We start from the raw sequence: 21,452 nt of genomic DNA, 5'->3' as shown, positions 1-21,452 counted from the left end.
TGTATCGGCCTCGCCCGGGCCGCCGTCCTTGATCGGGATCAAATTCGAGCAAAGCGAGGCGTACATCATACCAGCTTGCCAGCGCGCCGCCCCTTGCTAGTCTTGACCGGAGGGAGAGGGACTCATGCAGATCACGCGCCATCCGCCGGTCAGGACGTCACTGGAACCATCGAACCACCCCTATCTGACGGGCCCGTGGACCCCGCTCCATGAGGAAGTGGATGTGGCCGAGCTGCCGGTGATCGCAGGCGAAATTCCGGCCGACATTGACGGCATCTATCTTCGCAACACCGAAAACCAGGTGCACCAGCCGCTCGGCCGCCATCATCCCTTCGATGGCGACGCGATGATTCATCAGGTCAATATTTCGGGCGGCAAGGCGAGCTATCGCAACCGCTTCGTGCGCACCCACTGCTTCGAGGCCGAGCAGATCGCAGGCCAATCGCTGTGGGGCGGGCTTATGGACCCGTGGGGCACATCCAAACGCCCGGGCTTCGGCGCGCATGGCGGACTCAAGGACACCGGATCGACCGATATCATCGTCCATGCCGGCACCGCCTATGCCACGCTCTACCAGTGCGGCGAGGCGTGGATGCTCGATCCGGTGACGCTCGGCAGCCGCGGCAAGGCGCCGTGGGTGCCGCTCGACGGCATCTCGGCCCACCCAAAGGTCGACGAGGACACCGGCGAGCTGATGTTCTTCAACTACTCCAAGCACGCACCTTTCATGCATTACGGCGTAGTCGACCGCGAAGGGCGGCTGGTGCACTACGTCCCTGTGCCGCTGCCGGGACCGCGCCTGCCGCATGACATGGCGATCACCAAGAACTGGTCGATCCTGAACGACATGCCGCTGTTCTGGGATGGCGAACTGCTCGAACGCAACATCCACGCCGCGCGGCTCCATCCGGGCGTGCCTACCCGTTTTGCGCTGATCCCGCGCCATGGCAGCGCTCAGGACATCCGCTGGTTCGAGGCCGAGCCGACCTATGTGCTGCACTGGACCAACGCATGGGAGGAAGGCGACGAGGTGATCCTTGAAGGCTACCACCAGTCCAAGCCCATGCCCGATCCGCTCGAGGAGATGGGCCGCTACAGCCACATGATGGCCTATGTCGACGAGCACTCCTTCCAGAGCCGCCTGCACCGCTGGCGCTTCAACCTCAAGACCGGCGAGAGCCGCGAGGAGCGCCTCAGCGACCGGATTGTCGAATTCGGCATGATCAATCCGCGTTTCGCCATGCACAAGAGCCGCTACGTCTGGTCGACCACCAGCCGGCCCGGCTGGTTCCTGTTCAACGGCTACGTCCGCCACGATACCCAGACGGGCGAGGAACAGGTCTACCGCCTGCCCGAAGGTGTGTACGCCAGCGAAAGCCCGATGATCCCGCGCAAACCCGCCTCAAGTAGCGGAGCGGTAGGGGAACAAGAACTCCGCGAAGACTCCGGCTACCTCGTGACCTTCCTCATCGACGAGAACACCGGCACATCGGAATGCGCAATCCTCGATGCGTCCGACGTCACCAAGGGTCCGATTTGCCGCCTCGCGCTGCCGCACAAGATCTGTTCCGGCACCCATTCGGTGTGGGTCGAAAACGATCAGCTACGGGCCGATGCGGCGTTTCATGCAAGGCGGTTTGCCGCAGCCACATGACACCCGTCGAAGCGCCTGCGTCGCTCGTCGCCGCCGCGCTTGCGCCCGCCCAACCCGCAGCCTAGCCCCCGCGACTTATTCTAGCCGGGGGCTGTTGCCATGAAACTTCGTCTTGCTCTTGCCGCGTCGAGCGCGCTGCTGTTCCTCGCATCGCCGGCGTTTGCCGATCACCACAAGGCAGACGAGGCGGTGACCGCACCGGCCATCCAGTCAGAGCATGACAAGCTCTTCGCCCTGTTCGATGATGCCGATGCGCGCGAACTTGCGCTCAGCCCGCTCAGCCGCCTGTTCCGCGGGGACGACAAGGATGCCGACCGCCTTGGCGATCTGCTGACCGATTCCTCCTTCCTCGCGGCGCGCACCGACACCCAGCTGAACCTCGCGCTGCTGGCCCAGATCGACCGCGCCAAGCTGTCCGAAACCGATCAGCTGGCTTATGATGTGTTCAAGTATTCCGAGGAACAGGCGCTCAAGGGTGCGAGCGACGAGATCCGCGCGCTGACCGAAGTGCGCCCGCTCAACCACTTCTTCGGCCTTCACACCTTCTACCCCAACTTCGCCAGCGGCAAGGGCGTGGCACCCTTCAAGACGCTCGCCAATTACGAGGACAACCTCAAGCGGCACGATGACTACATCACCTTCGTCGACCGGGCGATCGGCCGCTTCCGCGAAGGCATGGCGAGCGGCGTTGTCGAGACCAAGCTGAGCATCGGCATCGTCGTCACCCAGCTCGACACCCAGATCAACCTGCCGATTGCGGATTCGCAGTTCATGGGACCGGTCAAGGAATTCCCGGCGGATTTCTCCGATGCCGACAAGTCACGCCTGACTGCGGCCTACGAAGCCAAGACCCGCGACATCTACGCCGCCAACACCCGCTTGCGCGATTTCCTGCGTGACGAATACCTGCCGGTCGCGCGCGAAAGCATCGGCCTGTCGCAGATGAAGGGCGGCGCTGCGCTTTACGCAATGATGGTCGAGGAATCGACCACGCTGCCGCTCGATCCCGAGACGATCCACCAGCTCGGCCTGAGCGAAGTGGCGCGGATCAAATCGGACCTCGAAAAGCTCAAGAAGGAAGTGCGGTTCAAGGGCACGCTGACCGAGTTCTTCGACTATGTCCGCACCGATCCGAAGTTCCAGCCCAAGACCCGCGACGGGCTGACGCAGGACTACTACCGCATCGGCCGCGAGGTGGACGCCAAGATCGGCGATTATTTCTCGCTGCTGCCCAAGTCGCCGCTGGAAATCCGCCCCTATGACCCCTCGGTCGAGAAGTTCGAAGCCGGTGGCTCCTACCAGTCGGGTTCGCCCGACGGGTCACGGCCCGGGGTGTTCTATTTCAACGCCTATGACCTGCCCAGCCGCCTGACGCCGGGCAATGTCACGCTCTATCTCCACGAAGGCGCGCCGGGGCACCACTTCCAGATCAGTCTGGCGCAAGAGAACGAGGCCCTGCCCGCGTTCATGCGCTATGGCGGGACGACCGCCTATGTCGAAGGCTGGGCGCTTTATGCCGAAACGCTCGGCTACGAGATGGGCTTCTACAAGGATCCTTGGAACCGCTACGGCACCCTGCAGGACGAACAGCTGCGCGCAATGCGACTGGTGGTCGATACCGGCATCCACGCCAAAGGCTGGACCCGCGATCAGGCGATCGACTTCATGATGAACAATTCGGGCATGACCCGCACCGAAGTGGTGGCCGAAGTCGACCGCTATATCGCGATCCCGTCGCAGGCACTGGCCTACAAGATCGGCGCGCTCAAGATCCAGGAGCTGCGCAAGCGGTCCGAAACCGCGCTCGGCAAGAAGTTCGACATCAAGGCGTTCCACGAACAGATTCTCAACACCGGCGGCCTGCCGCTGGCAGTGCTTGAGGCCAAGATGGACCGGTGGATCGCCAGCCAGAAGAGCCGCTGACACCCCACGAAGGACGGATCGCCGTCCTTCAACTCGTCGCATCCCTTGCTCCGGCTGCCCGCTCCTGTGGCGGCCGGAGCAATCCTGTTCATCTGCCAGAAAGGTTTCGGTGAACACGCAAGGCTGGCATTCCATGCAACCCGGGCCTTCCCCCGATTTTCCGGCCCGACCACAGGAGAACGACCGCCGTGTCCACCAAGTTTACGCGCAAGATCGCCCTCATCGCGCTCGCCAGCGCCACCGCGATGACCAGCCTTTCGGCACAACAGACCAGCCCCAACGATAATGGCCAGGTTCTGACCACCGTCTACGGCACCATGCCCTCGATGAGCGAGATGGCCGAAGGCCCGAAGATCACCGGCATCATTACCGCTCGTCAGGGCCAACGCCTGCAGGTGACCGCCAATGACGGCAGTGTCACAAACGTCACCCTGCACCCCGAAACCGAAATCCGCACCCGCGGCGGGTTCCTCGGACTCAGCAACAAGAAGTTCGATCAGACCGTGCTGATCAACGGTCTGGCAGTGGTGGTGAAGACTTCGCAGTTCGGCGGCGGTCTGGTCGCCAGCGAAGTGCGCTTCACCAGCGACGATGCGCAGATTGCCCGCATGATCCGTGGCGGCACGCAGCAGCAGTTCGGCGAGCAGGGTGCGGCCATTCAGGCCAACGCCGCCGCAACCGAAGCGCTGCGCGGCCGTCTGGGCGATATCGACAAGTACAACCTCAAGGGCACCACCAACGTCTATTTCGACACCGGCAAGTATGTCCTGACCCCGGAAGCCAAGGCCGAACTGTGCGCCGCGGCTGATCAGGCCAACGCCAACGAAAACTCGCTGATGCTGGTGCTCGGCTACACCGACTCGACCGGTTCGCAGGAAGTGAACCAGACGCTCAGCGAAAAGCGCGCTGCCGCAGTGGTCAACCACCTCCAGCAGGTGTGCAAGTGGAAGCCCTACCGCATGCTGACCCCGACGGGCATGGCGACCGCCGATCCGGCCGCCGACAATAGCACCCCGGAAGGCCGCCGCCAGAACCGCCGGGTGTCGGTCAATGTGCTGGTGAGCAAGGCGCTCGACGGCCAGTCGTAAGCATCAGTCGCATGAAAATGCACGGGGGGCGGGCGCTGCGGCGTCCGCCCCTTTTTCTATGCGGCTAGAGGCCGGGCAGAGCAGTCGGCGACGCCGGCGGGTGCGGCAGACCCAGCAAATCGTTCACCGATCGGCGCAGTGGGTTGGTGCAGCGCGGAGGCCCACCAATGTAGTGGATATGGCCCTCCAAAGTGCCCGGCACGCCGCCGCGCCGCAGAATGACGCGCCCCTTGTCCCCCACGTCCTCGGGCAGAACGATCGGATCGCACGGGCGCAGGGTCAGACCGCCCTCGCCTCCCGGCCCCTCGATCGCCGCGCACACGAAGGGTTCGATATAGCCGTAGCGACGGTGAACCCAGTCGGGAATGGGATCGCCGGGGCGAAGCTCCCAGCGCGGGTCCATCCGGCGCTCGTCGAGCGCGCCAGGCTTGATGGTCACATTCGCGATTGGCGTGCCGAAATACTCGGCGACCTGTTCAGGTAGCGGCTTGCGCCATGGCGCCCTTGCGAACCATGCTTCCAGCCGCGCATCGGATCCGAACTGGACATTGGGCGACCAGTTGACCTGATTTGACCAGCAGTCTCCCAATCGTCCGCCCCGCTGGCTGGCAATCTCCACATCCTCGGGCAGCCCCAGCCCTCCGCCGAGCAGGTCGCGTCGATCATCGTAATGATCGCCCTGACCGTCAATCAGCATGGCGCCCACCGGGACAGCGATGACGCCGAGAAACAGTATAGTGGCAAACATCTGCACCGGGCGCTGGCGGAGCATAGGCGGCGGCAGGAACTTGCCCAGCAGCGCCAGCAGGGCGATGATCGCCAGTGGAATGACCAAGAGGGTCAGCATGGCGAACTGTTTGACTTCCATCGCGGCTGTGTAGCGCCCTCAAGGTTATTGCGGAGTTGCGGCCTCTTTATATCCCTATGTGTGATAGAAATCATAGACCTTGCGCGCTACAGTGGCACTGACACCGGGCGCACGTTGCAGGTCTTCCAGAGCGGCCGCGCGCACTTTCGACGCTGTGCCGAAATGCAGCAGCAAAGCCCGTTTGCGGGCGGGGCCAATACCCGGAATCTCGTCCAGCGGCGATGTGGTGATCGCCTTCGATCGCTTCGCCCGGTGTGCGCCGATGACATAGCGGTGCACCTCGTCGCGCAGGTTCTGGAGGTGGAACAACAGCGGCGAATTGACAGGGAGCATCTTCTCGCGCCCGTCGGGAAAGTAGAACACCTCGCGCCCCTCCCGCCCGTGATGCGGCCCCTTGGCGATACCGATCACCGCCACGTCATCGGCAATCCCGATCTCTTCCAGCACCGTCATCACGCTCGAAAGCTGGCCCTTTCCTCCGTCGATCAGGATGAGATCGGGCAACACGGTTTCATGCCCGCCGGGCTTGGCTTCGGGACTTTCCTCGCCTTCCGCGAAGTTGCGGAACCGCCGCGCCATGACCTCGCGCATCATCGCGAAGTCATCATTGCTCTGCGCCTCGCGGATGTTGAACTTGCGGTACTGGCCCTTTTCGAACCCGTCCGGCCCGGCGACCACCATCGCACCCACGGCCTTGCTGCCCTGGATATGGCTGTTGTCGTAGACCTCGATCCGCTCCGGCGGGCTGTCGAGTTCCAGAAACTCGGCCAGTTCGCGGTTGATCTTCGCCTTGGTGCCGGTTTCCGCCAGGCGCCGCTCCAGCGCCTCGACCGCGTTGCGCTGCGCCTGCGCCATCAGCTTGCGCCGGTCACCACGCTCGGGGACCGAAAGACGCACCTTGCGCCCCGCCAGTTCTGACAGCGCCGCCTCGATCAGCTCGGCTTCGGGCAGAGCGCGATCGATCAGCAGGGTCGGCGGCGGCGGCACTTCCTCGTAGAACTGGAGCATCACGTCGGCGAGCACCTGCGCCTCGTCCACCTCCGCGGTGTGGCGCGGAAAGAAGGCGCGATGGCCCCAGTTCTGCCCGCCGCGGATGAAGAAGGCCTGCACGCTGACCTGACCGCCCTTCGACGCAAGCGCGAAGACATCGGCATCGCCCAGCCCCTGCGCGTTGATCGCCTGCGAGCCCTGAATGAAGGTCGCCGCGCGCAGGCGGTCGCGCAGCATGGCTGCGGTCTCGAAATCGAGGTTTTCCGCCGCCTCCGCCATTTGCCGTTCGAGATCGGCCTGCACCGCGCCCGACTTGCCCGACAGGAAATCCTTCGCCTGCCGCACCAGCGCGTCATAGCCCGCCTCGTCGATCCGCCCGACACAGGGCGCCGAGCAGCGCTTGATCTGATAGAGCAGGCACGGGCGGTCGCGGTTGTTGAAGAAGCTGTCGGTGCAGCTCCGCAGCAGAAACAGCTTTTGCAGAGCGTTCAGAGTCGTGTTGACGCTACCCGCACTCGCAAACGGCCCGTAGTAATTGCCCTTGGCGCGCCGCGCGCCGCGATGCTTCTGGATGCGCGGAAAAGCGTGATCGGCGCGCAGCAGGATGAAGGGGAAGCTCTTGTCGTCGCGCAGCAGCACGTTGAAGGGCGGGCGGAAGCGCTTGATGAGCTGCGCCTCCAGCAGCAGCGCCTCGGCTTCGGAGTTGGTGGTGATGATCTCCATGCTGCGGGTCTGGCTGACCATCCGCTGGAGCCGCCCGGACAGCCCGGCAATCTGCGTGTAATTGGCGACCCGCGCCTTGAGACTGCGCGCCTTGCCCACATACAGCACCTCGCCCCGCGCATCGACCATCCGGTAGACGCCGGGAACGGGCTTGAGCACCTTCACCGTCTCGCGGATTGCCGCCACCCCGCCCTCCAGATCGGGCTTGGCGCTGGCGACGGTATAGGCGGCGCGCTCCTCGTTGAAGCGATCGCTGCCGCGCGGATCGTGGGGTGTGCCTGCGGGAGTTCGGGCCATGCCCGCCAGATAGGGACAGGCAGGGGCGATTGGCAATTCCTGCGGGAGGCCCTTATGGGCGGGTCTGTGGAATTGAGCGACGTCATCATCATCGGCGCAGGCGCGGCCGGACTGTTCTGTGCGGGACAAGCCGGGCAGCGCGGCTTGCGGGTTGCGCTGCTGGAGAAGGCCGAGGCGCCGGGCAAGAAGATCCTGATTTCAGGCGGCGGGCGCTGCAACTTCACCAATCTGGGTGCAGGACCGGCCAACTATCTCTCGGCCAATCCGCACTTCGCGAAGAGCGCGCTGGCCCGCTACTCCCCGGCGGATTTCATCGCGCTGGTCGATCGCTACGGGATCGCTTGGCACGAAAAGACGCTCGGCCAGCTATTCTGTGACGGGTCGGCCAAGCAGATCGTGGCGATGCTGATGGACGAATGCCCGCCCGACATGGTGACGCTGACCTGCGGAGTCGATGTCGCCAGCGTGGCGCGCGATGCCGAGGGGCGCTTTACCGTTACCGCTGCCGATGGCCGCCAATGGCAGGCCCCGGCGCTCGTAATCGCGACGGGCGGGCCATCCATCCCCAAGATGGGCGCGAGCGATTTCGCCTATCGGCTGGCGCGGCAGTTCGGATTGAAAGTGGTCGAGCCTCGTCCCGCCCTTGTCCCGCTGACGCTGGGCGGAGAGGACGCGCTGTTCCGCGAATTGTCGGGCGTAGCCGCACCGGTGCTGGCTCGCGCCGGGAAGGCAGAGTTTGCCGAGGCCGCGCTGTTCACCCACAAGGGCCTCTCCGGCCCCGCGATCCTTCAGGTTTCGAGCTATTGGCGGCATGGCGAACCCGTCGGCATCACCTTCCTGCCCGATGCCGCCACCGACTGGCTGGTCGAGGCCAAGCGCGATCGCCCGCGCGCGCATCTTCGCACCCTGCTGCGCGAACGCCTGCCCGACCGGCTGGCCGATGCCCTTGCTGACCGCTTGGGGCTGGAGCGCGAGCTCGGCAATTGCTCCGACAAGGATCTGCGCGTCGCCCAAGCCAAACTCGCTGACTGGCGCTTCGCCCCGAACGGCACCGAAGGCTATGCCAAGGCCGAAGTCACCGCTGGCGGCATCGCCACCGCCGAACTGTCCAGCCGCACCATGGAGGCCGCGAAGGTGCCAGGGCTCTACGCCATCGGCGAGGCGGTGGACGTCACCGGCTGGCTCGGAGGCTACAATTTCCAATGGGCCTGGGCGAGCGGTCACGCCTGCGCTGAAGCGCTCGCCGTGTAAGATTATTACGCTTGAGCTTCCCTAGGGGAACGAATTGCCGTGCGGGTCAGCTTGTCACGCTGCCCGATTGCTCCTAGCCTCGCCCCCATAAGCCCAAAGACGGGCCGCACGCCGCCGGCGTAGGCGGCGCAGCAGGAGGGGATATTGCGACAGCTGCAAGGCATGGATTCCTCGTTCGTCGCGATGGAATCGCCCAATTCGCCGATGCATATCGGCTCGGTCCTGATCTACAATCCGGCGACCGCTCCGGGCGGCTTCGTCCGTTTCAAGGACATCTTGCAGTTCATCGGCTCGCGCATGCAGCTGTCGCGCACCATGCGCCAGCGGCTGGTGCGGGTTCCGTTCGATCTCGACTATCCGTACTGGGTCGAGGATCCCGATTTCGATCTGGAATACCATGTGCGCCACGTCGCCTTGCCCAAACCGGGCGACTGGCGGCAGCTGTGCATTCAGGCTGCCCGAATTCATGCGCGCCCGCTCGATCTCAATCGCCCCCCGTGGGAATTCACCGTGGTCGAGGGGCTCGACGCAGTCGAAGGCTATCCGCCGGGCTGTTTCGCCTTCGTCACCAAGGTGCACCATGCCGCGATCGACGGAATGAGCGGCATTGACCTGATGGAGGCGTTGCACACGCTCACCCCCGATGCCGGGCCGCCGTCCAAGCCGGATAGCTGGAAGCCGGAGAAGATCCCCGGCCCGGTCGAACTGCTGGGTAAATCCTATGTCAACGCCCTGCTCAATCCGCTCAAGCAGGCGCAGGTCGCCGCTAAAGCGCTGCCGGGCGTTGCCGGGGTAATCAAAGGCCTCGTATCACGCGATTTCAAACTCAGCACTGATCTGGTTCCCCCGCGCACCCGCTTCAACCGCACGATTTCTCCGCACCGCGTGGTAGAGGGCCGCACCTTCGATCTGGCGCAGTTCAAGTCAATCCGCGCGCTGCTGCCCGAGGCCAAGGTCAACGACGTCGCGATTGCGGTGATCGGCGGTGCTCTGCACAAATATCTCTCCGCGAAGAATGATCTGCCCAAGACGACCATGACAGCGATGGCACCGATTTCGGTGCGGTCTTCCAACGAGAAGGGCGACATGGGCAACCAAGTCGCTGCAATGATCGCCCCGCTGGGCACGCATATCGCCGATCCGGCCGAACGCCTCGCCTATGTCTACAGCCAGACCAACAACTCCAAGGCAATGACCAATGCCCTGGGTGCACGGCGAATGACCGAGGTGAGCAAGGTCAACCCGCTGTTCTACATGGCCTTGGGCGCGCAGCTTTTCAGCCGGGTCAGCCTTGCCCACCGGCTGGCGATGCCGTTCAACACGGTGGTCACCAACGTCCCCGGCCCGCCGGTCCATATCTATTCCTCGGGTGCGCGGCTGGAGAGCATGTCGCTCTCGCTGATCTGTCTGACTGACGGGCTGGGCCTTGCCCACGTGGTGCAGTCCTATGTCGATGAAGCCTATATCAGCTTCACCGCCTGCCGGAACATCATGCCGGATCCCGAATTTTACTCCCAGTGCCTGCAAGACAGCTTCGAGGAGCTGCTGGCAGCGGCCAAGGCTGTAACCGCGAGCGCACCGGAAAAGGCGGCAAGCAAAAAGGCAGCGAGCCCCGCCTCGAAGCCCACCAAACCCAAAGCGAAAACGGCAACACCCAAGATTGCCGAACGCAAAAGCAAGAGGAAAGCATGATGGCGAGCGTCGCGATGGACCGAATACCCCCCAAAGAAGATTCGCCGGCGCGCCCGCCCAACCGCTTCTGGACGCTCGCGGAAGGCCGCGCGATGTTCGAACTCGGCGCGTTTTTCGCCACGCGCCCTTTGCTCGGAACGCTGCCGCGCGGCGATGGCCACGCGGTCATCGCTCTCCCCGGCTTCATGGCCTCGAACGGCTCAACCCAGCCGATGCGGGGCCTGCTCGAAAGCCTCGGCTATGACGCGCATGGCTGGAATTCGGGCCGCAACATCCGGGTCGACGAACAGCTCCTCTCGCGCCTCGAAACCCAGCTTGCGCGGTTGAACGACGATAGCGGACGCAAGGTCTCGCTGGTCGGGTGGAGCCTTGGCGGAGTGCTGGCGCGCGAGCTGGCGAAGATCCATCCAGAAAGGGTGAGGCAGGTCATCAGCCTCGGCAGCCCGATTTCGGATGATCGGGGCCACACCAATGCCGCGCGGCTGTTCGCCTATTTCAACGGCGACGAACCCGAGCAACTGCGGGGCGGGCAGTTCCGCGGGCTCGATATCGCGCCCCCGGTGCCGACCACCTCGATCATCACCAAAACCGATGGCGTGGTGCATTGGCGCGGCAGCGTGCAGCATCCAGAACGCACCGCCGAAGGTCAGCCGAGCGAGAATATCTTCGTCTACGCGAGCCACTGCGGGCTTGGCGTCAACCCGAGCGTGATGATCGCCATCGCCGACCGGCTGGCCCAGCGCGAAGGGACATGGAAGCCCTTCGCGCCGAACCTTTACCAGTCGTGGATGTATCCCTCGGTCGACGTCGGCGACTAGAACAGCTTGCGCAGATCGATCCCGAGATAGAGCCCCAGCGGGTCGATCACGAAGGGATTGTAGTTGTTCGGCGTTACCCCGTTCTGGTCGCGCACGCGGCGCTGCGCGTCGAACAGGTTGTCGGCCACCAGACTGATCCGCAAATCCTTGAACGCACCTTCGTTCTTGCCCGTGATTTCGCCCATGTTGGCGAACAGGCGCAGATTGAAGGTCACGATGTCATCGAAGAACAGATCGGTGCTGCCCGGCAGGCCCGAGCCATCGAGGCGCGTCTCGCCGGTGTAGATCCCCGACAGGCGCAGGCCCATGCCCTTACCGAACAGTCCCGCTTCCAGCCGGCTCGCATGGCGCGGCTGGCCGAAGGCGCCGGTCGCCTGCCCGTCGAGCTGATCGAGCGGGGCAAGGCCGGGAGCGATCAGGATCTCGTTGGCCAGCTCGATCGTGTGCGTGAGGTTGGCGAAGTAACGCCAGCCTTGGAAATTGCTGCCACCGGCAAGCGGATTGAACGCCGGGCCACCCGCCGGTGCGCCGCCGCCAGCCGCAGCCGGACGACCAGCCGTCTGCCCCGCAGGCGCTGCCGCGCAGAAGCGTTGCTGGAACTGCGCCAGCGCCTCGGGTGGAATATTGCCGTTGGCATCGCGTGACCGGTCGAGCGCCATCTTGATGAACGCCGGATCAACCCCGGGAAGCTCGGCCGAGACATCCTCGCCCCGATCGATCTTGGCGACCAGCGCGGCAATCGCGGCGGTGCCATCCGGGCCGCAAGCGCGTTCGCGGAAGGCAGCAAACTGGGGCGGCATACCCTGAGCCGGAGCACCCGGAGCAGTTCCGGGAGCGCCGCCGGGTGCACTGCCGGGTGCGCCGCCGCCCATCATTGCAGGATCAAAGCTGCAAATCCGGGTGCGGAATTGGGCAAGGCGGGCAGGATCGATCTTGCCGTCTTCGCCCCGGATGCGCGACAGCATCGGCGCGAGCCGTGCGGGGTCGATGCCCGGAAACTCGGCCGAGATGTCCGCACCGCTATCGATCGCAGCGACCAGCTTTTCGAGGAAGGCCTGCCCGTCATCGGCACACAGGCGCGCGCGGAAGGCCATGAACTGCTCGCGCTGCTCGGGGGTGGGCATTCCGCCTCCGAAGCGCGCCCCGCCCTGACCGCCCGGGCCAGCCTGCGCTGCTGGAGCAGGCGCCGTGGTCGGCGGTGCCGGTGAAGCGGCGGGAGGGGCACCTGCGCCGCCACCGAACCCGCGTCCCCCGCCCGGCCCGCCAAAGCCGCCCGGCCCGCCCGCCGGTGCGCCAATGCTGCCGTTGGTCGAGAAAGTGAACTGCAAACGGTCCGCGCGCGTCTCGGCGAAGCTCACCGAACGCCGGTCAACCGCGATCAGCCGGCCGGTGGCATCGCGGGTAACGCGGCCAGGGAAGGCCGCCTCGATACCGGGCGCGATCTGCGGGAAGGCGCTCACCACATTGTCTGATCGGTTGCGGATGTATTCGACCGTAAGCCGGCTGCCTTCCCAGAACGGCAGTTCCCAATTGGCCGCAAACTTCCAGTCGCGCTGGGTTTCCGGCGGGAGAGCGGGGTTGCCGCCCGTGGTCACTTCCGCCAGCACGGTCTCGCCGCGGACGAAATCGAACACCGGCACGTTGAAATTGGTAATCTGCGGATCGCCAAGGTTCGACAGCGACGGCGCAACTTCGCGCCAGATATAGGTCGCCGAAAGGTCGAGCCCGCGGAACGGGGCCCACGTCAGGCCCGCGTTCCAATCGCCGAGTGTGCCGAAGTCGCTGAGATCCTCAGCCCCGGCCTGAAGATTGAGCGTGAACGAGCCGAGCGCATCGGCAAAGCCTGCGCGCGTACTCGTCAGCGGCACAACGAGATTGGTTCCGGTCGCAAGCCGGCGGCGGGTCAATTGGGCACCTTGCGCGCTGCGCGTGTCGCTGCTTTCGATCTGGCGCCAGTCGAAGCGGAGATTGAAGGTCGTCAACACCTCGCCCGCCGGCAGGGTGGCCAGCGCGCCCTGGAGCGTCGTCTGGGTTTCGGTCGAGATTGTCCTGCGCCGCGCGAGGTCAAAGCCATTGTCGGCGCTGTCCGGCAGCGCGCCGTCGAGAGCGAGCGCGCCAGAGAGGGCGGCCGCCCTGAGCGCAGTGGTGTCAAACCGGCGGTCAATCGCGGTTTCGGATTCGGTGAAGGAGCCGTCGAAGGTGGTCGTCAGGCGGAAGTTGTTCACCGGGCGGTTGACCGAACCCGCCGCCGACAGGGTGTCGCTGCTGGTGCGACGTTCCAGCGGGGTGGCCGCGCCGAAGGTGCGCGTGGCGCTGGTTCCGGTCGGCCCCGTCAACACAACCGCGTTGAGCCCGTCAAGGCTGCGCCCTTCGTCACGCTGGTAATTGAGGTTGGCGCTGAGAGATGTTCCGCTGTCGATGATCGCCTTGGCCCATGACACGTTGCCCTCAATACCGAAGGTGTCGGCTAGCAGGCTGCGGAAGGAGGCCTGACGGGGATCGCCCGCGACGGCCGAAACCGAGCCGGGGGTCTGCGGCACATCGCGCTCGTCTTCGGTCAGCAGGCTGGCGTCCTGCACCTGGATACTGGCGTTGATCCGTGCACCGTTGGCGATCTTGAGCAAGCCGAGCTGCTGCTCGTTCCGCATCATGCCTCCGCGCGACGGCGTCTCGAATTCGAGGTCGAGCTGGCGGTTGGCGTAATTGTCCTTGAGGATCAGATTGATCACGCGGCGATCAGGCGGAAATCCGAAGCGCTGCGCGACTTCCTCGGGGAACACCTCGACCCGCGCAAGCGCCTCGGGCGGGTAGTTCGCGAATTCGCGGAAGGAACCGATGCGGATGCCGTTGATCAGAATGACGGGCTGCCCGCCGCCACCGCGTCCGCGCGCCGAACCGGTGCGGGCGCTGATCTGCGCGATCAGATCGGTGATTGAGGTCACGCCCTCGGCAGAGATCGCCTGCTCGTCGAGCTGGAGCAGCGGGGCCTGATCGACCACCAGCTGGCCCTTGAGCCGACCGGCGCGGACGATGATTTCGCCATCTGCGGCCTCGGCCTCCTCGCCGTCCGCCACCTGCGCCGCCCCGCTCGCGGTCACGTTGTCATCAGTCCGCGGCACTGTCGTCGGCTGCGGCTGCGCAAGCGTGCTGTCATTGGCCAGCAGCGGCATGGTCGCAGCCAGACTGGCAGCACAGGTCCCGGCGCGCAATGCTGCGCGGAGAAGCGGGGAGAGGTTCATTATGTCCCTTTACATCAAATACTTTGACGGGCCAGCTTGTTGCCGGCCCGGATCACCAACCGGAATACGGACGCGCCCGCAGCCCGGAGGCAATACCCTGTCAGAACAAGGTTGCGGTCACCTAACGCACGAGCCTTCCCTTTTGGTTCCCACATCGCTAAAGCGCAGCCGCACATCGACGGGCGTATTGTGCGCCGCAACAGGACAAAAGGAATTTCATGGCCAAGGAAGAACTCCTCGAAATGCGCGGGCGCGTGGTTGAATTGCTGCCCAATGCGATGTTCCGGGTGGAGCTTGAGAACGGTCATGAAGTGCTCGGCCACACGGCGGGCAAGATGCGCAAGAACCGCATCCGCGTACTGGTGGGCGATGAAGTGCTGTGCGAACTGACCCCGTATGACCTGACCAAGGCGCGCATCACCTATCGCTTCATGCCGGGTCGCGGTGGCCCCGGCCCGCAATAATCGCTCGCTGCCCTGATGGGCGCGCCGCACCTCACACTGGCATCAGCCTCGTCCAGAAGGCGCGAATTGCTCGCGCGGCTTGGCCTTGCGCCCGATGCGGTGACCCCTGCCGACATCGACGAAACCCCGCTGAAGGGTGAACGCCCCCGCGCCTATGCCCTGCGCATGGGGCGCGAAAAGGCGTTGGCGGTGGAGGCACCGGGCTTTGTGCTGGCGGGCGATACGGTGGTCGCTGTCGGACGGCGCATCCTGCCCAAGACGGAAACCGAAGAAGAGGCACGCGCCTGTCTCGAACTGATGAGCGGGCGGCGGCACCAGGTGCTCTCCAGCGTCGTGCTGCGCGCGCCCGACGGCACCTTGCGCGAACGGCTCGATGAAACCGTGGTATGCTTCAAGCGGCTGTCGGCAGAGGAGATCGCGGCCTACCTCGCAGGCGGCGAATGGCGGGGCAAGGCCGGTGGCTATGCCATCCAGGGCGCGGCCGAGGGGCTGATTGCGTGGATCCGGGGCAGCCATTCGGGCGTGATGGGCCTGCCGCTGTACGACACGCGGGCGCTGCTCAAGGCGGCGGGTTTCGCCATTGGCTGAGTGGCTGATCGAAGAAGGCATAGGGGAAACCCGCGCCTTGCTGGTCGAGGGCGAACAAGTGCTCGCCGTTCGCTTGATGTGGCCGGGAAACATTGCCGCGGGCACGCATTGCTCTGGCAGGCTTATCGCGAAGCTCCAGGGCACACGGCGCGGCGTGGCGCTGCTCGATGATGGCACCGAGACGCTGGTCGACCACCTGCCGCCCACGGCGACCGAGGGGCAAACGCTGGATCTCGTCATCACCCGCGCGCCGCTTGCCGAACGTGGTCGGTTGAAGCGGGCACAGGCCCGCATTGCCGGCACCGAAGCGCCCATCCCTTCCTTCCCCGAAGGACGGACTGTCCGCCAGTTTCCTTCCGGTTCGTGGGAAGACGTATGGCACGCCGCATCCGCTGGCAGCCTCGATTTTCCCGGCGGCGAGATCATCGCGAGCACCACCCCCGCAATGACGCTCATCGACATCGACGGCATCGGATCGCCGCGCGATGTCGCGCTCGCGGCGGTGCCTGCCATTGGTCAGGCGCTGCGGTGGTTCGATATCGGCGGGAATATCGGGATCGACTTTCCGACCATCACCGACAAGCAGGCGCGCAAGGCTGTGGACGCCGCGCTCGAAGCCGAGCTGGCCGACTGGCCGCATGAACGCACGGCGATGAACGGCTTCGGCTTTGTCCAATTGGTCGCGCGGCTGGAAGGCCCTTCGCTGCTGCACCGCTTCGCCACCTCGCGCGTGGGGATGTGCGCGCGCATGGCGCTGCGCGTGGGCGAGCGTGCCGAGGGCCACGGCCCTGTTCTCGAACTGCGAATCCATCCCGCGCTCAAGGCCAAGCTCAAGGACGAATGGCTGACCGAGCTGGCAAGGCGCACGGGCAAACAGGTGCGGATCACGACCGACCCGGGGCTTGCACTTGAAGCGCCTCAGGCCCAGATTCTCGCATCATGACCTCCGCCGCTTTCAAGCCCTGCCCGATCTGCCGCAAGCCGCGCCATCCGGACCATCATCCCTTCTGTTCGGAGCGGTGCCGCGACCGCGATCTGGCGCGCTGGTTCTCCGATTCCTACGCCGTCCCCGGCCCTCCAGCGGACCCGGAAGAGCTGGCGCGCGAGGACTGGCGCCAGCAGGATTAAGCGGCGCAGAACATTCCTGCGTGGAAGGCAACAAAACCCCCTTGCCAACCCCCGCCGCCTTCGCCATAGGGCCGCTCTCATTTGCTCGCCGGGGTAGCCATATGGCTTCATCCCGTTGCTTGCAGCGAATGCCCGGGTAGCTCAGGGGTAGAGCAGCGGATTGAAAATCCGCGTGTCGGTGGTTCAAATCCGCCCCCGGGCACCATTCGCTAAAAGGCAGGAGCCGAGCTGGGAGTGCCATCCTTATGACCCGCCGCACCAAGATCTACGAAGGCAAGGCCAAGATCCTCTATGAGGGTCCCGAACCGGGCACGCTCATCCAGTATTTCAAAGATGATGCCACCGCCTTCAATGCCGAGAAGAAGGGCACGATCAACGGCAAGGGCGTGATCAACAACCGCATCAGTGAACACGTGTTCACGCGGCTGGGGCATATCGGCATCCCGACCCACTTCATCCGCCGCCTCAACATGCGCGAGCAGCTGATCCGGCAGGTCGATATCATCCCGCTCGAAGTGGTTGTGCGCAATGTCGCCGCCGGCTCGATCTCCAAGCGCCTCGGGATCGAGGAAGGCGAGCCGCTGCCGCACACCCTGATCGAATATTACTACAAGGACGATGCGCTGGGCGATCCGCTGGTCGCCGAAGAGCACATTGCCTGCTTCAACTGGGCTTCGAACGAGGAGATGCACGACATTTCCTCGATGGCGATCCGGATCAATGATTTCATGTGCGGGATGTTCGCCGCGATCGACATCCGCCTGATCGATTTCAAGCTGGAATTCGGCCGCCTCTACGATGGCGATTACAGCCGCGTGATCCTCGCCGACGAAATCAGCCCCGATGGCTGCCGTCTGTGGGACATGGCGACAGGCGAAAAGCTCGACAAGGACCGCTTCCGCCGCGATCTGGGCGGCGAGGAAGAAGCCTATCGCGAAGTGGCGCGACGTCTCGGCCTCCTCAACGAGGAAGACAACGGCCCGGGCGAGGTGTTCGATCTGTCGCACGCGCGCAGCCGCCTGCGCGGCCCGCCGCCGCTCAAGAAGTAACGCGGCTCAGGCAGCAAAGCCCTTTTCGGTAGGATGAGCGTCGCCGGGACTGTTAAAGTCCCCGGCGCTCTTTGCCGTGTGCTGCTCCCAAGGCACGACACAAACATGCGCAGACAAAAGAAAAAGCCGGCAGGTCGCCCCCTGCCGGCTTTCCCGTCTTGGCGCCCCCGAAAGGGGGCTAACCGTCAGTACTTGACGCTGAACATCGCGCCGATGATGCGCGGATCGTTCACGTAAGCGGTGTTGTTATTGAAATCGATCACGCCGAGGACGTTGTCTTCATCGGTGATGTTGCGCGCGAATGCGGCCAGTTCCCACTGCCCATTGCCACCCGAGTAGCCAACCTTGAGACCGCCTTCGAAGCGGCTCGAAGCGTTGAACTCCTCGCTGGCGTACAGCAGGAAGTTGGTGTCACCCAGATAGGTCCAGTCGGTGAAGATGAAAAATTCGCCGCTGTCGCCCACCGGGATGCCGTAACGGGCGGTGAAATCACCGCTCCATTCCGGCGCGTTCGGGAACGGATTGCCGTTGATCAGCGCACGGGTGTTGCCGCCGATCACCGTGGTGGGATCGGTGACGGTGCACTGCGCGCAGATGCCCACCGCCAGGGTGCTGTCCTGGATTTCGGTGTTGTTGTAGGCGACGCCGAGAGTGATCAGGAATTCCGGAGTGATCTGGAACGCGCTGTCGAGCTCCATGCCCCAGGCTTCGCCCTTATTGGCATTGATGAGCTGGACGAGGTTGCCCGCACCACCCACAGCGGTGAACTGCGGATCTTCGACGGTGTAGTAGTAGACCGCACCGTTCAGACGCACCTTGCGATCGGCCAGCTCGCTCTTGAAGCCGACTTCATAGGAGGTGATGTTTTCCGACTGCGCCACCGAAGGAGCGGCGAAGAAGGCAACGTCACGGCCCTGAATGGTCGGCCCACGGAACGAATTGGCGACCTTGGCATAGACGCTCGCATCGTCCGACACGTCAGCGAAGAGGCTGATGTCCCAATCGAACTGTTCGTCACCCACGCTGCGCGGCTGGGCCGGCGCGCCCGAACGCACGAAGAAGTCCTTCTGGTCGTCGGTGTAGCGGATGCCGCCAGTGGCGCGCAGGGTATCGGTAAGCTCGTACGAGACCTGACCGAACAGCGCCCAGGCTTCGTTGGTGTGGTTGACGGTGACCGGCGGCGGGAAGCTGAAGCCGACGGTGGTGACGTCGAAATCGCTGTCGAAGTAGAAGCCGCCGACCTGCCAGCTGAGCGGGCCTTCGGTGGTCGAAGCCAGGCGGATTTCCTGCGTCGTCTGCTTCAGATCGATCGAATCCTGCGTGTCAGCCGGGAACGGGATGAAGCCCGGGCCCATAACCGGCAGGAACGAGGCGCCGAAGCCGCCGTCGATGTCACCGCGGCTAGAACCTTCGCTGGTCCAGTGGCTGGTGATCGAGGTCAGCGTCATGCCGTCGAATTCGTAGGCCGCGGTCAGCGTGGCACCGAACTGGTTGTAGCTGGCATCATTGCCGCCACCGCCATCATAGAACACCGTGTTGCGGTCGTAATTGTCGTTGAGACCGTTGGTGTTGTTCGGCTGGGCGGTCGTCGGCCCGAGCACGTTGGCACGGAAGAAGGTCGATGCGCCCTGCAGGTCACGGAAGTTGACCGCCGCGTTGATGCTCGCCCGGTCGCTCGGGGTGAACAGCAACTGGCCGCGCACGGCGACATCGGTGTAGCCGCCGAGCGAGTTCTCACGGCCGGTGAAGCCGTTGTCGATCCAATCGCCACGGGTCTGCAGCTGCGCTGCAACGCGGAACGCGAGCACATCCTTGGCGATCGACCCGCCGACCGCGCCGCTCAGGTTCATCGTGTCGAGGCTGCCGAACGAAAGCGAGGCATTGACCGAGGTGTCGTGGCTCGGCTTGATCGAATCGATCTTGACGATGCCCGCCGGGGTGTTGCGGCCGAACAGCGTGCCCTGCGGGCCGCGCAGGATTTCGACGCGCTCGACGTCGAAGATCGGGAAGCTCTTGAGCGTGACGTTTTCCATCACGACGTCATCAAGCACGACCGAAACGGGCTGCGAGGCAGCAAGGTCGAAGTCGGTATTGCCCAGGCCGCGGATGTAGAAGCGCGGGGCCACGCGGCCGTTCGAGCTTTCGACGTTGAGGCCCGGCGCGGTGCCGGCCAGCGCGGTCACATCGCCCGCACCGCTGAAGATCGCGCCGATGCGTTCCTGATCCAGGATGTCGGCCGAAACCGGAACGTCCTGCAGGTTTTCCTCGCGGCGGTTGGCCGTAACGATGATGGTGGCCAGCTGGCCATCGGTTTCGGAAGCGGTGGTGCTGTCCTGCGCGGCGGCAGGTGCAGCAAAACCGAAGGCGGCTGCGGCGAGCACGGTGGAACCGGCCCAGGCAGCGCGAATGGCGGTAAAGCGGTTAGACATCGAACAAACCCCCTTATTTGTGACGAATGGAGAGTGGGTGTGATCGGGCCGGTGACAGTTTTGCATGATTCGCGCGAGTTTTCGCGGCGCGAATGCGGTTCGAAAGTTGCCGATTGGCCGCAAACCTGCCTCAGTTGTTGCACGAAAGTTACATTTCCCAGGGTTTGGTGACGCGATTGCGACAAGGCCTCCGTTCCGATCCCGTGGTTGAGAAGCGGCATCAGCGCGATTGCGTGCGCGGGCGAGGACGCTATAGCGGCGCCAAACAGGCGCACCTCTCTGCCCCGGCGCGCCACAGATGACGGAGCAAGAATCCATGCAAGTGCGCGTCCTCGTCCGATTGAAGCCCGGTGTTCTCGATCCGCAGGGCCGCGCGGTGCACCATGCTCTCGAAGGCCTCGGCTATACCGGCGTTGAAGACGTGCGGATCGGCCGTCTGATCGAACTCGATGTCGCCGACGGCACCGACCACGCCACGCTGACGGCGATGTGCGAAAAGCTGCTGGCCAACACCGTGATCGAAAGCTTCACGATCGAAACTCCGGGGGCTGCGGGCTGATGGCGTTCCGGGCGGCGGTCATCACCTTCCCGGGCTCCAACTGCGACCGGGACATGGCAACAGCGCTAGAGGCGGTGTCGGGCACTGCAGCGATCCGCGTCTGGCACGGCGACGCCGATCTGCCCGACCGGCTCGACCTGATCGCGCTGCCTGGCGGCTTTTCTTACGGCGATTACCTGCGTTCAGGCGCGATGGCGGCGACCAGCCCGATCATGCGCGCGGTGGTTGCGGCGGCAGGCCGCGGCGTGCCGGTGCTGGGCGTGTGCAACGGCTTCCAGGTGCTGACCGAGGCGCAGTTGCTGCCCGGCGCACTGCTGCGCAATGCCGGTCAGCGCTTCATCTGCCGCACTGTCAGCCTGACAGTCGAGAACACGGCATCGCCCTTCACCGCAGGCTACACCAAGGGCGAGCAGATCCGCATTCCCGTCGCGCATCATGACGGCAACTACTATGCCGATGCCGAAACGCTGGATCAGCTCGAAAGCGAAGGCCGCGTGGCGTTCCGCTATGCCGAGGCCGTCAACGGCTCGGCGCGCGATATTGCGGGCGTGGTCAGCGCCAATGGCCGGGTGCTGGGAATGATGCCGCACCCCGAACGCGCGATGGAGCCAGCGGCCGTTTCGGCGATGGGCGGAGCGGACGGGCGGCGCATGTTCGAAAGCATCCTCACTGCCTTCGCCAGCGCCTGAGGT

Annotated in this window: 17 protein-coding genes and 1 tRNA gene; 14 read left to right on the top strand and 4 right to left on the bottom strand. The window is 64.6% G+C overall.

The features are described 5' to 3' along the window. Positions 1 to 124 precede the first annotated feature (124 nt). The 3 genes from BG023_RS06980 to BG023_RS06970 all read left to right on the top strand — a co-directional run bounded on the left by BG023_RS06980 (position 125) and on the right by BG023_RS06970 (position 4,665). Positions 125 to 1,654 carry a carotenoid oxygenase family protein gene (locus tag BG023_RS06980; protein WP_069309822.1) on the top strand — a complete coding sequence of 510 codons (1,530 nt, stop codon included), beginning with the start codon at positions 125 to 127 and terminating at the stop codon, positions 1,652 to 1,654. A gap of 99 nt (positions 1,655 to 1,753) precedes the next feature. Continuing rightward, positions 1,754 to 3,577 carry a DUF885 domain-containing protein gene (locus tag BG023_RS06975; protein WP_069309821.1) on the top strand — a complete coding sequence of 608 codons (1,824 nt, stop codon included), beginning with the start codon at positions 1,754 to 1,756 and terminating at the stop codon, positions 3,575 to 3,577. A gap of 188 nt (positions 3,578 to 3,765) precedes the next feature. Then, on the top strand, positions 3,766 to 4,665 hold the full coding sequence (locus BG023_RS06970) for an OmpA family protein (protein ID WP_069309820.1): 900 nt from the start codon (positions 3,766 to 3,768) through the stop codon (positions 4,663 to 4,665). Between the two features lie 64 nt (positions 4,666 to 4,729). On the opposite strand, the gene BG023_RS06965 is transcribed toward BG023_RS06970, so the two are convergent. Further along, positions 4,730 to 5,512, bottom strand: coding sequence for a hypothetical protein (locus BG023_RS06965; RefSeq protein WP_150122812.1), 783 nt, complete (start codon positions 5,510 to 5,512; stop codon positions 4,730 to 4,732). A gap of 75 nt (positions 5,513 to 5,587) precedes the next feature. Continuing rightward, the gene (gene uvrC / locus BG023_RS06960) at positions 5,588 to 7,543 is read right to left on the bottom strand and encodes an excinuclease ABC subunit UvrC (protein WP_069309818.1); all 1,956 of its coding nucleotides are present in this window, start codon (positions 7,541 to 7,543) and stop codon (positions 5,588 to 5,590) included. A gap of 54 nt (positions 7,544 to 7,597) precedes the next feature. Between uvrC and BG023_RS06955 the strand changes: the two genes are divergently transcribed. The 3 genes from BG023_RS06955 to BG023_RS06945 all read left to right on the top strand — a co-directional run bounded on the left by BG023_RS06955 (position 7,598) and on the right by BG023_RS06945 (position 11,304). After that, entirely contained in the window at positions 7,598 to 8,794 is a 1,197-nt protein-coding gene (locus BG023_RS06955; protein WP_069309817.1) for an NAD(P)/FAD-dependent oxidoreductase, read from the top strand. 162 nt (positions 8,795 to 8,956) lie between these two features. Further along, positions 8,957 to 10,486: a WS/DGAT/MGAT family O-acyltransferase gene (locus BG023_RS06950; protein WP_150122811.1), complete on the top strand. Its 1,530-nt coding sequence runs from the start codon at positions 8,957 to 8,959 to the stop codon at positions 10,484 to 10,486. Positions 10,487 to 10,500: 14 nt separating this feature from the next. Further along, complete coding sequence (locus tag BG023_RS06945) at positions 10,501 to 11,304, top strand: alpha/beta fold hydrolase (RefSeq protein WP_069311184.1); 804 nt, start codon at positions 10,501 to 10,503, stop codon at positions 11,302 to 11,304. Here the strand turns inward: BG023_RS06945 and BG023_RS06940 are convergent. Next, entirely contained in the window at positions 11,301 to 14,543 is a 3,243-nt protein-coding gene (locus tag BG023_RS06940) for a hypothetical protein (protein WP_069309815.1), read from the bottom strand. The genes BG023_RS06945 and BG023_RS06940 overlap by 4 nt on opposite strands. Before the next feature lie 218 nt (positions 14,544 to 14,761). Here BG023_RS06940 and infA point away from each other — a divergent pair, with 218 nt between their 5' ends. From infA to purC, 6 genes are all read left to right on the top strand, one after another. Continuing rightward, entirely contained in the window at positions 14,762 to 15,007 is a 246-nt protein-coding gene (gene infA / locus BG023_RS06935) for a translation initiation factor IF-1 (protein WP_007163491.1), read from the top strand. Between the two features lie 15 nt (positions 15,008 to 15,022). Beyond that, entirely contained in the window at positions 15,023 to 15,595 is a 573-nt protein-coding gene (locus tag BG023_RS06930; protein WP_069309814.1) for a Maf family protein, read from the top strand. Continuing rightward, positions 15,588 to 16,538 (top strand): ribonuclease, encoded by a 951-nt coding sequence (locus tag BG023_RS06925; protein ID WP_069309813.1) that lies wholly within the window; start codon positions 15,588 to 15,590, stop codon positions 16,536 to 16,538. The genes BG023_RS06930 and BG023_RS06925 overlap by 8 nt, the downstream gene beginning before the upstream one ends. Beyond that, positions 16,535 to 16,723 carry a DNA gyrase inhibitor YacG gene (locus BG023_RS06920; protein WP_069309812.1) on the top strand — a complete coding sequence of 63 codons (189 nt, stop codon included), beginning with the start codon at positions 16,535 to 16,537 and terminating at the stop codon, positions 16,721 to 16,723. The genes BG023_RS06925 and BG023_RS06920 overlap by 4 nt, the downstream gene beginning before the upstream one ends. 130 nt (positions 16,724 to 16,853) lie before the next feature. After that, a tRNA-Phe gene (locus tag BG023_RS06915) sits at positions 16,854 to 16,928 on the top strand. A gap of 40 nt (positions 16,929 to 16,968) precedes the next feature. After that, the gene (gene purC / locus BG023_RS06910) at positions 16,969 to 17,772 is read left to right on the top strand and encodes a phosphoribosylaminoimidazolesuccinocarboxamide synthase (protein ID WP_069309811.1); all 804 of its coding nucleotides are present in this window, start codon (positions 16,969 to 16,971) and stop codon (positions 17,770 to 17,772) included. Positions 17,773 to 17,957: 185 nt separating this feature from the next. Here purC and BG023_RS06905 read toward each other — a convergent pair whose 3' ends face one another. Next, positions 17,958 to 20,201: a TonB-dependent receptor gene (locus BG023_RS06905; RefSeq protein ID WP_069309810.1), complete on the bottom strand. Its 2,244-nt coding sequence runs from the start codon at positions 20,199 to 20,201 to the stop codon at positions 17,958 to 17,960. 316 nt (positions 20,202 to 20,517) lie between these two features. Between BG023_RS06905 and purS the strand changes: the two genes are divergently transcribed. Next, positions 20,518 to 20,760, top strand: a complete 243-nt coding sequence (gene purS / locus BG023_RS06900; protein WP_069309809.1) for a phosphoribosylformylglycinamidine synthase subunit PurS — start codon at positions 20,518 to 20,520, stop codon at positions 20,758 to 20,760. After that, positions 20,760 to 21,449, top strand: coding sequence for a phosphoribosylformylglycinamidine synthase subunit PurQ (purQ, locus tag BG023_RS06895; protein ID WP_069309808.1), 690 nt, complete (start codon positions 20,760 to 20,762; stop codon positions 21,447 to 21,449). The genes purS and purQ overlap by 1 nt, the downstream gene beginning before the upstream one ends. Positions 21,450 to 21,452: the final 3 nt, after the last annotated feature.

Source organism: Porphyrobacter sp. LM 6 (genome assembly GCF_001720465.1).
Taxonomy (GTDB): Bacteria; Pseudomonadota; Alphaproteobacteria; order Sphingomonadales; family Sphingomonadaceae; genus Erythrobacter.
Note: the sequence above shows the minus strand (reverse complement) of the source record. Positions and strands in the feature narration are given on the sequence as shown.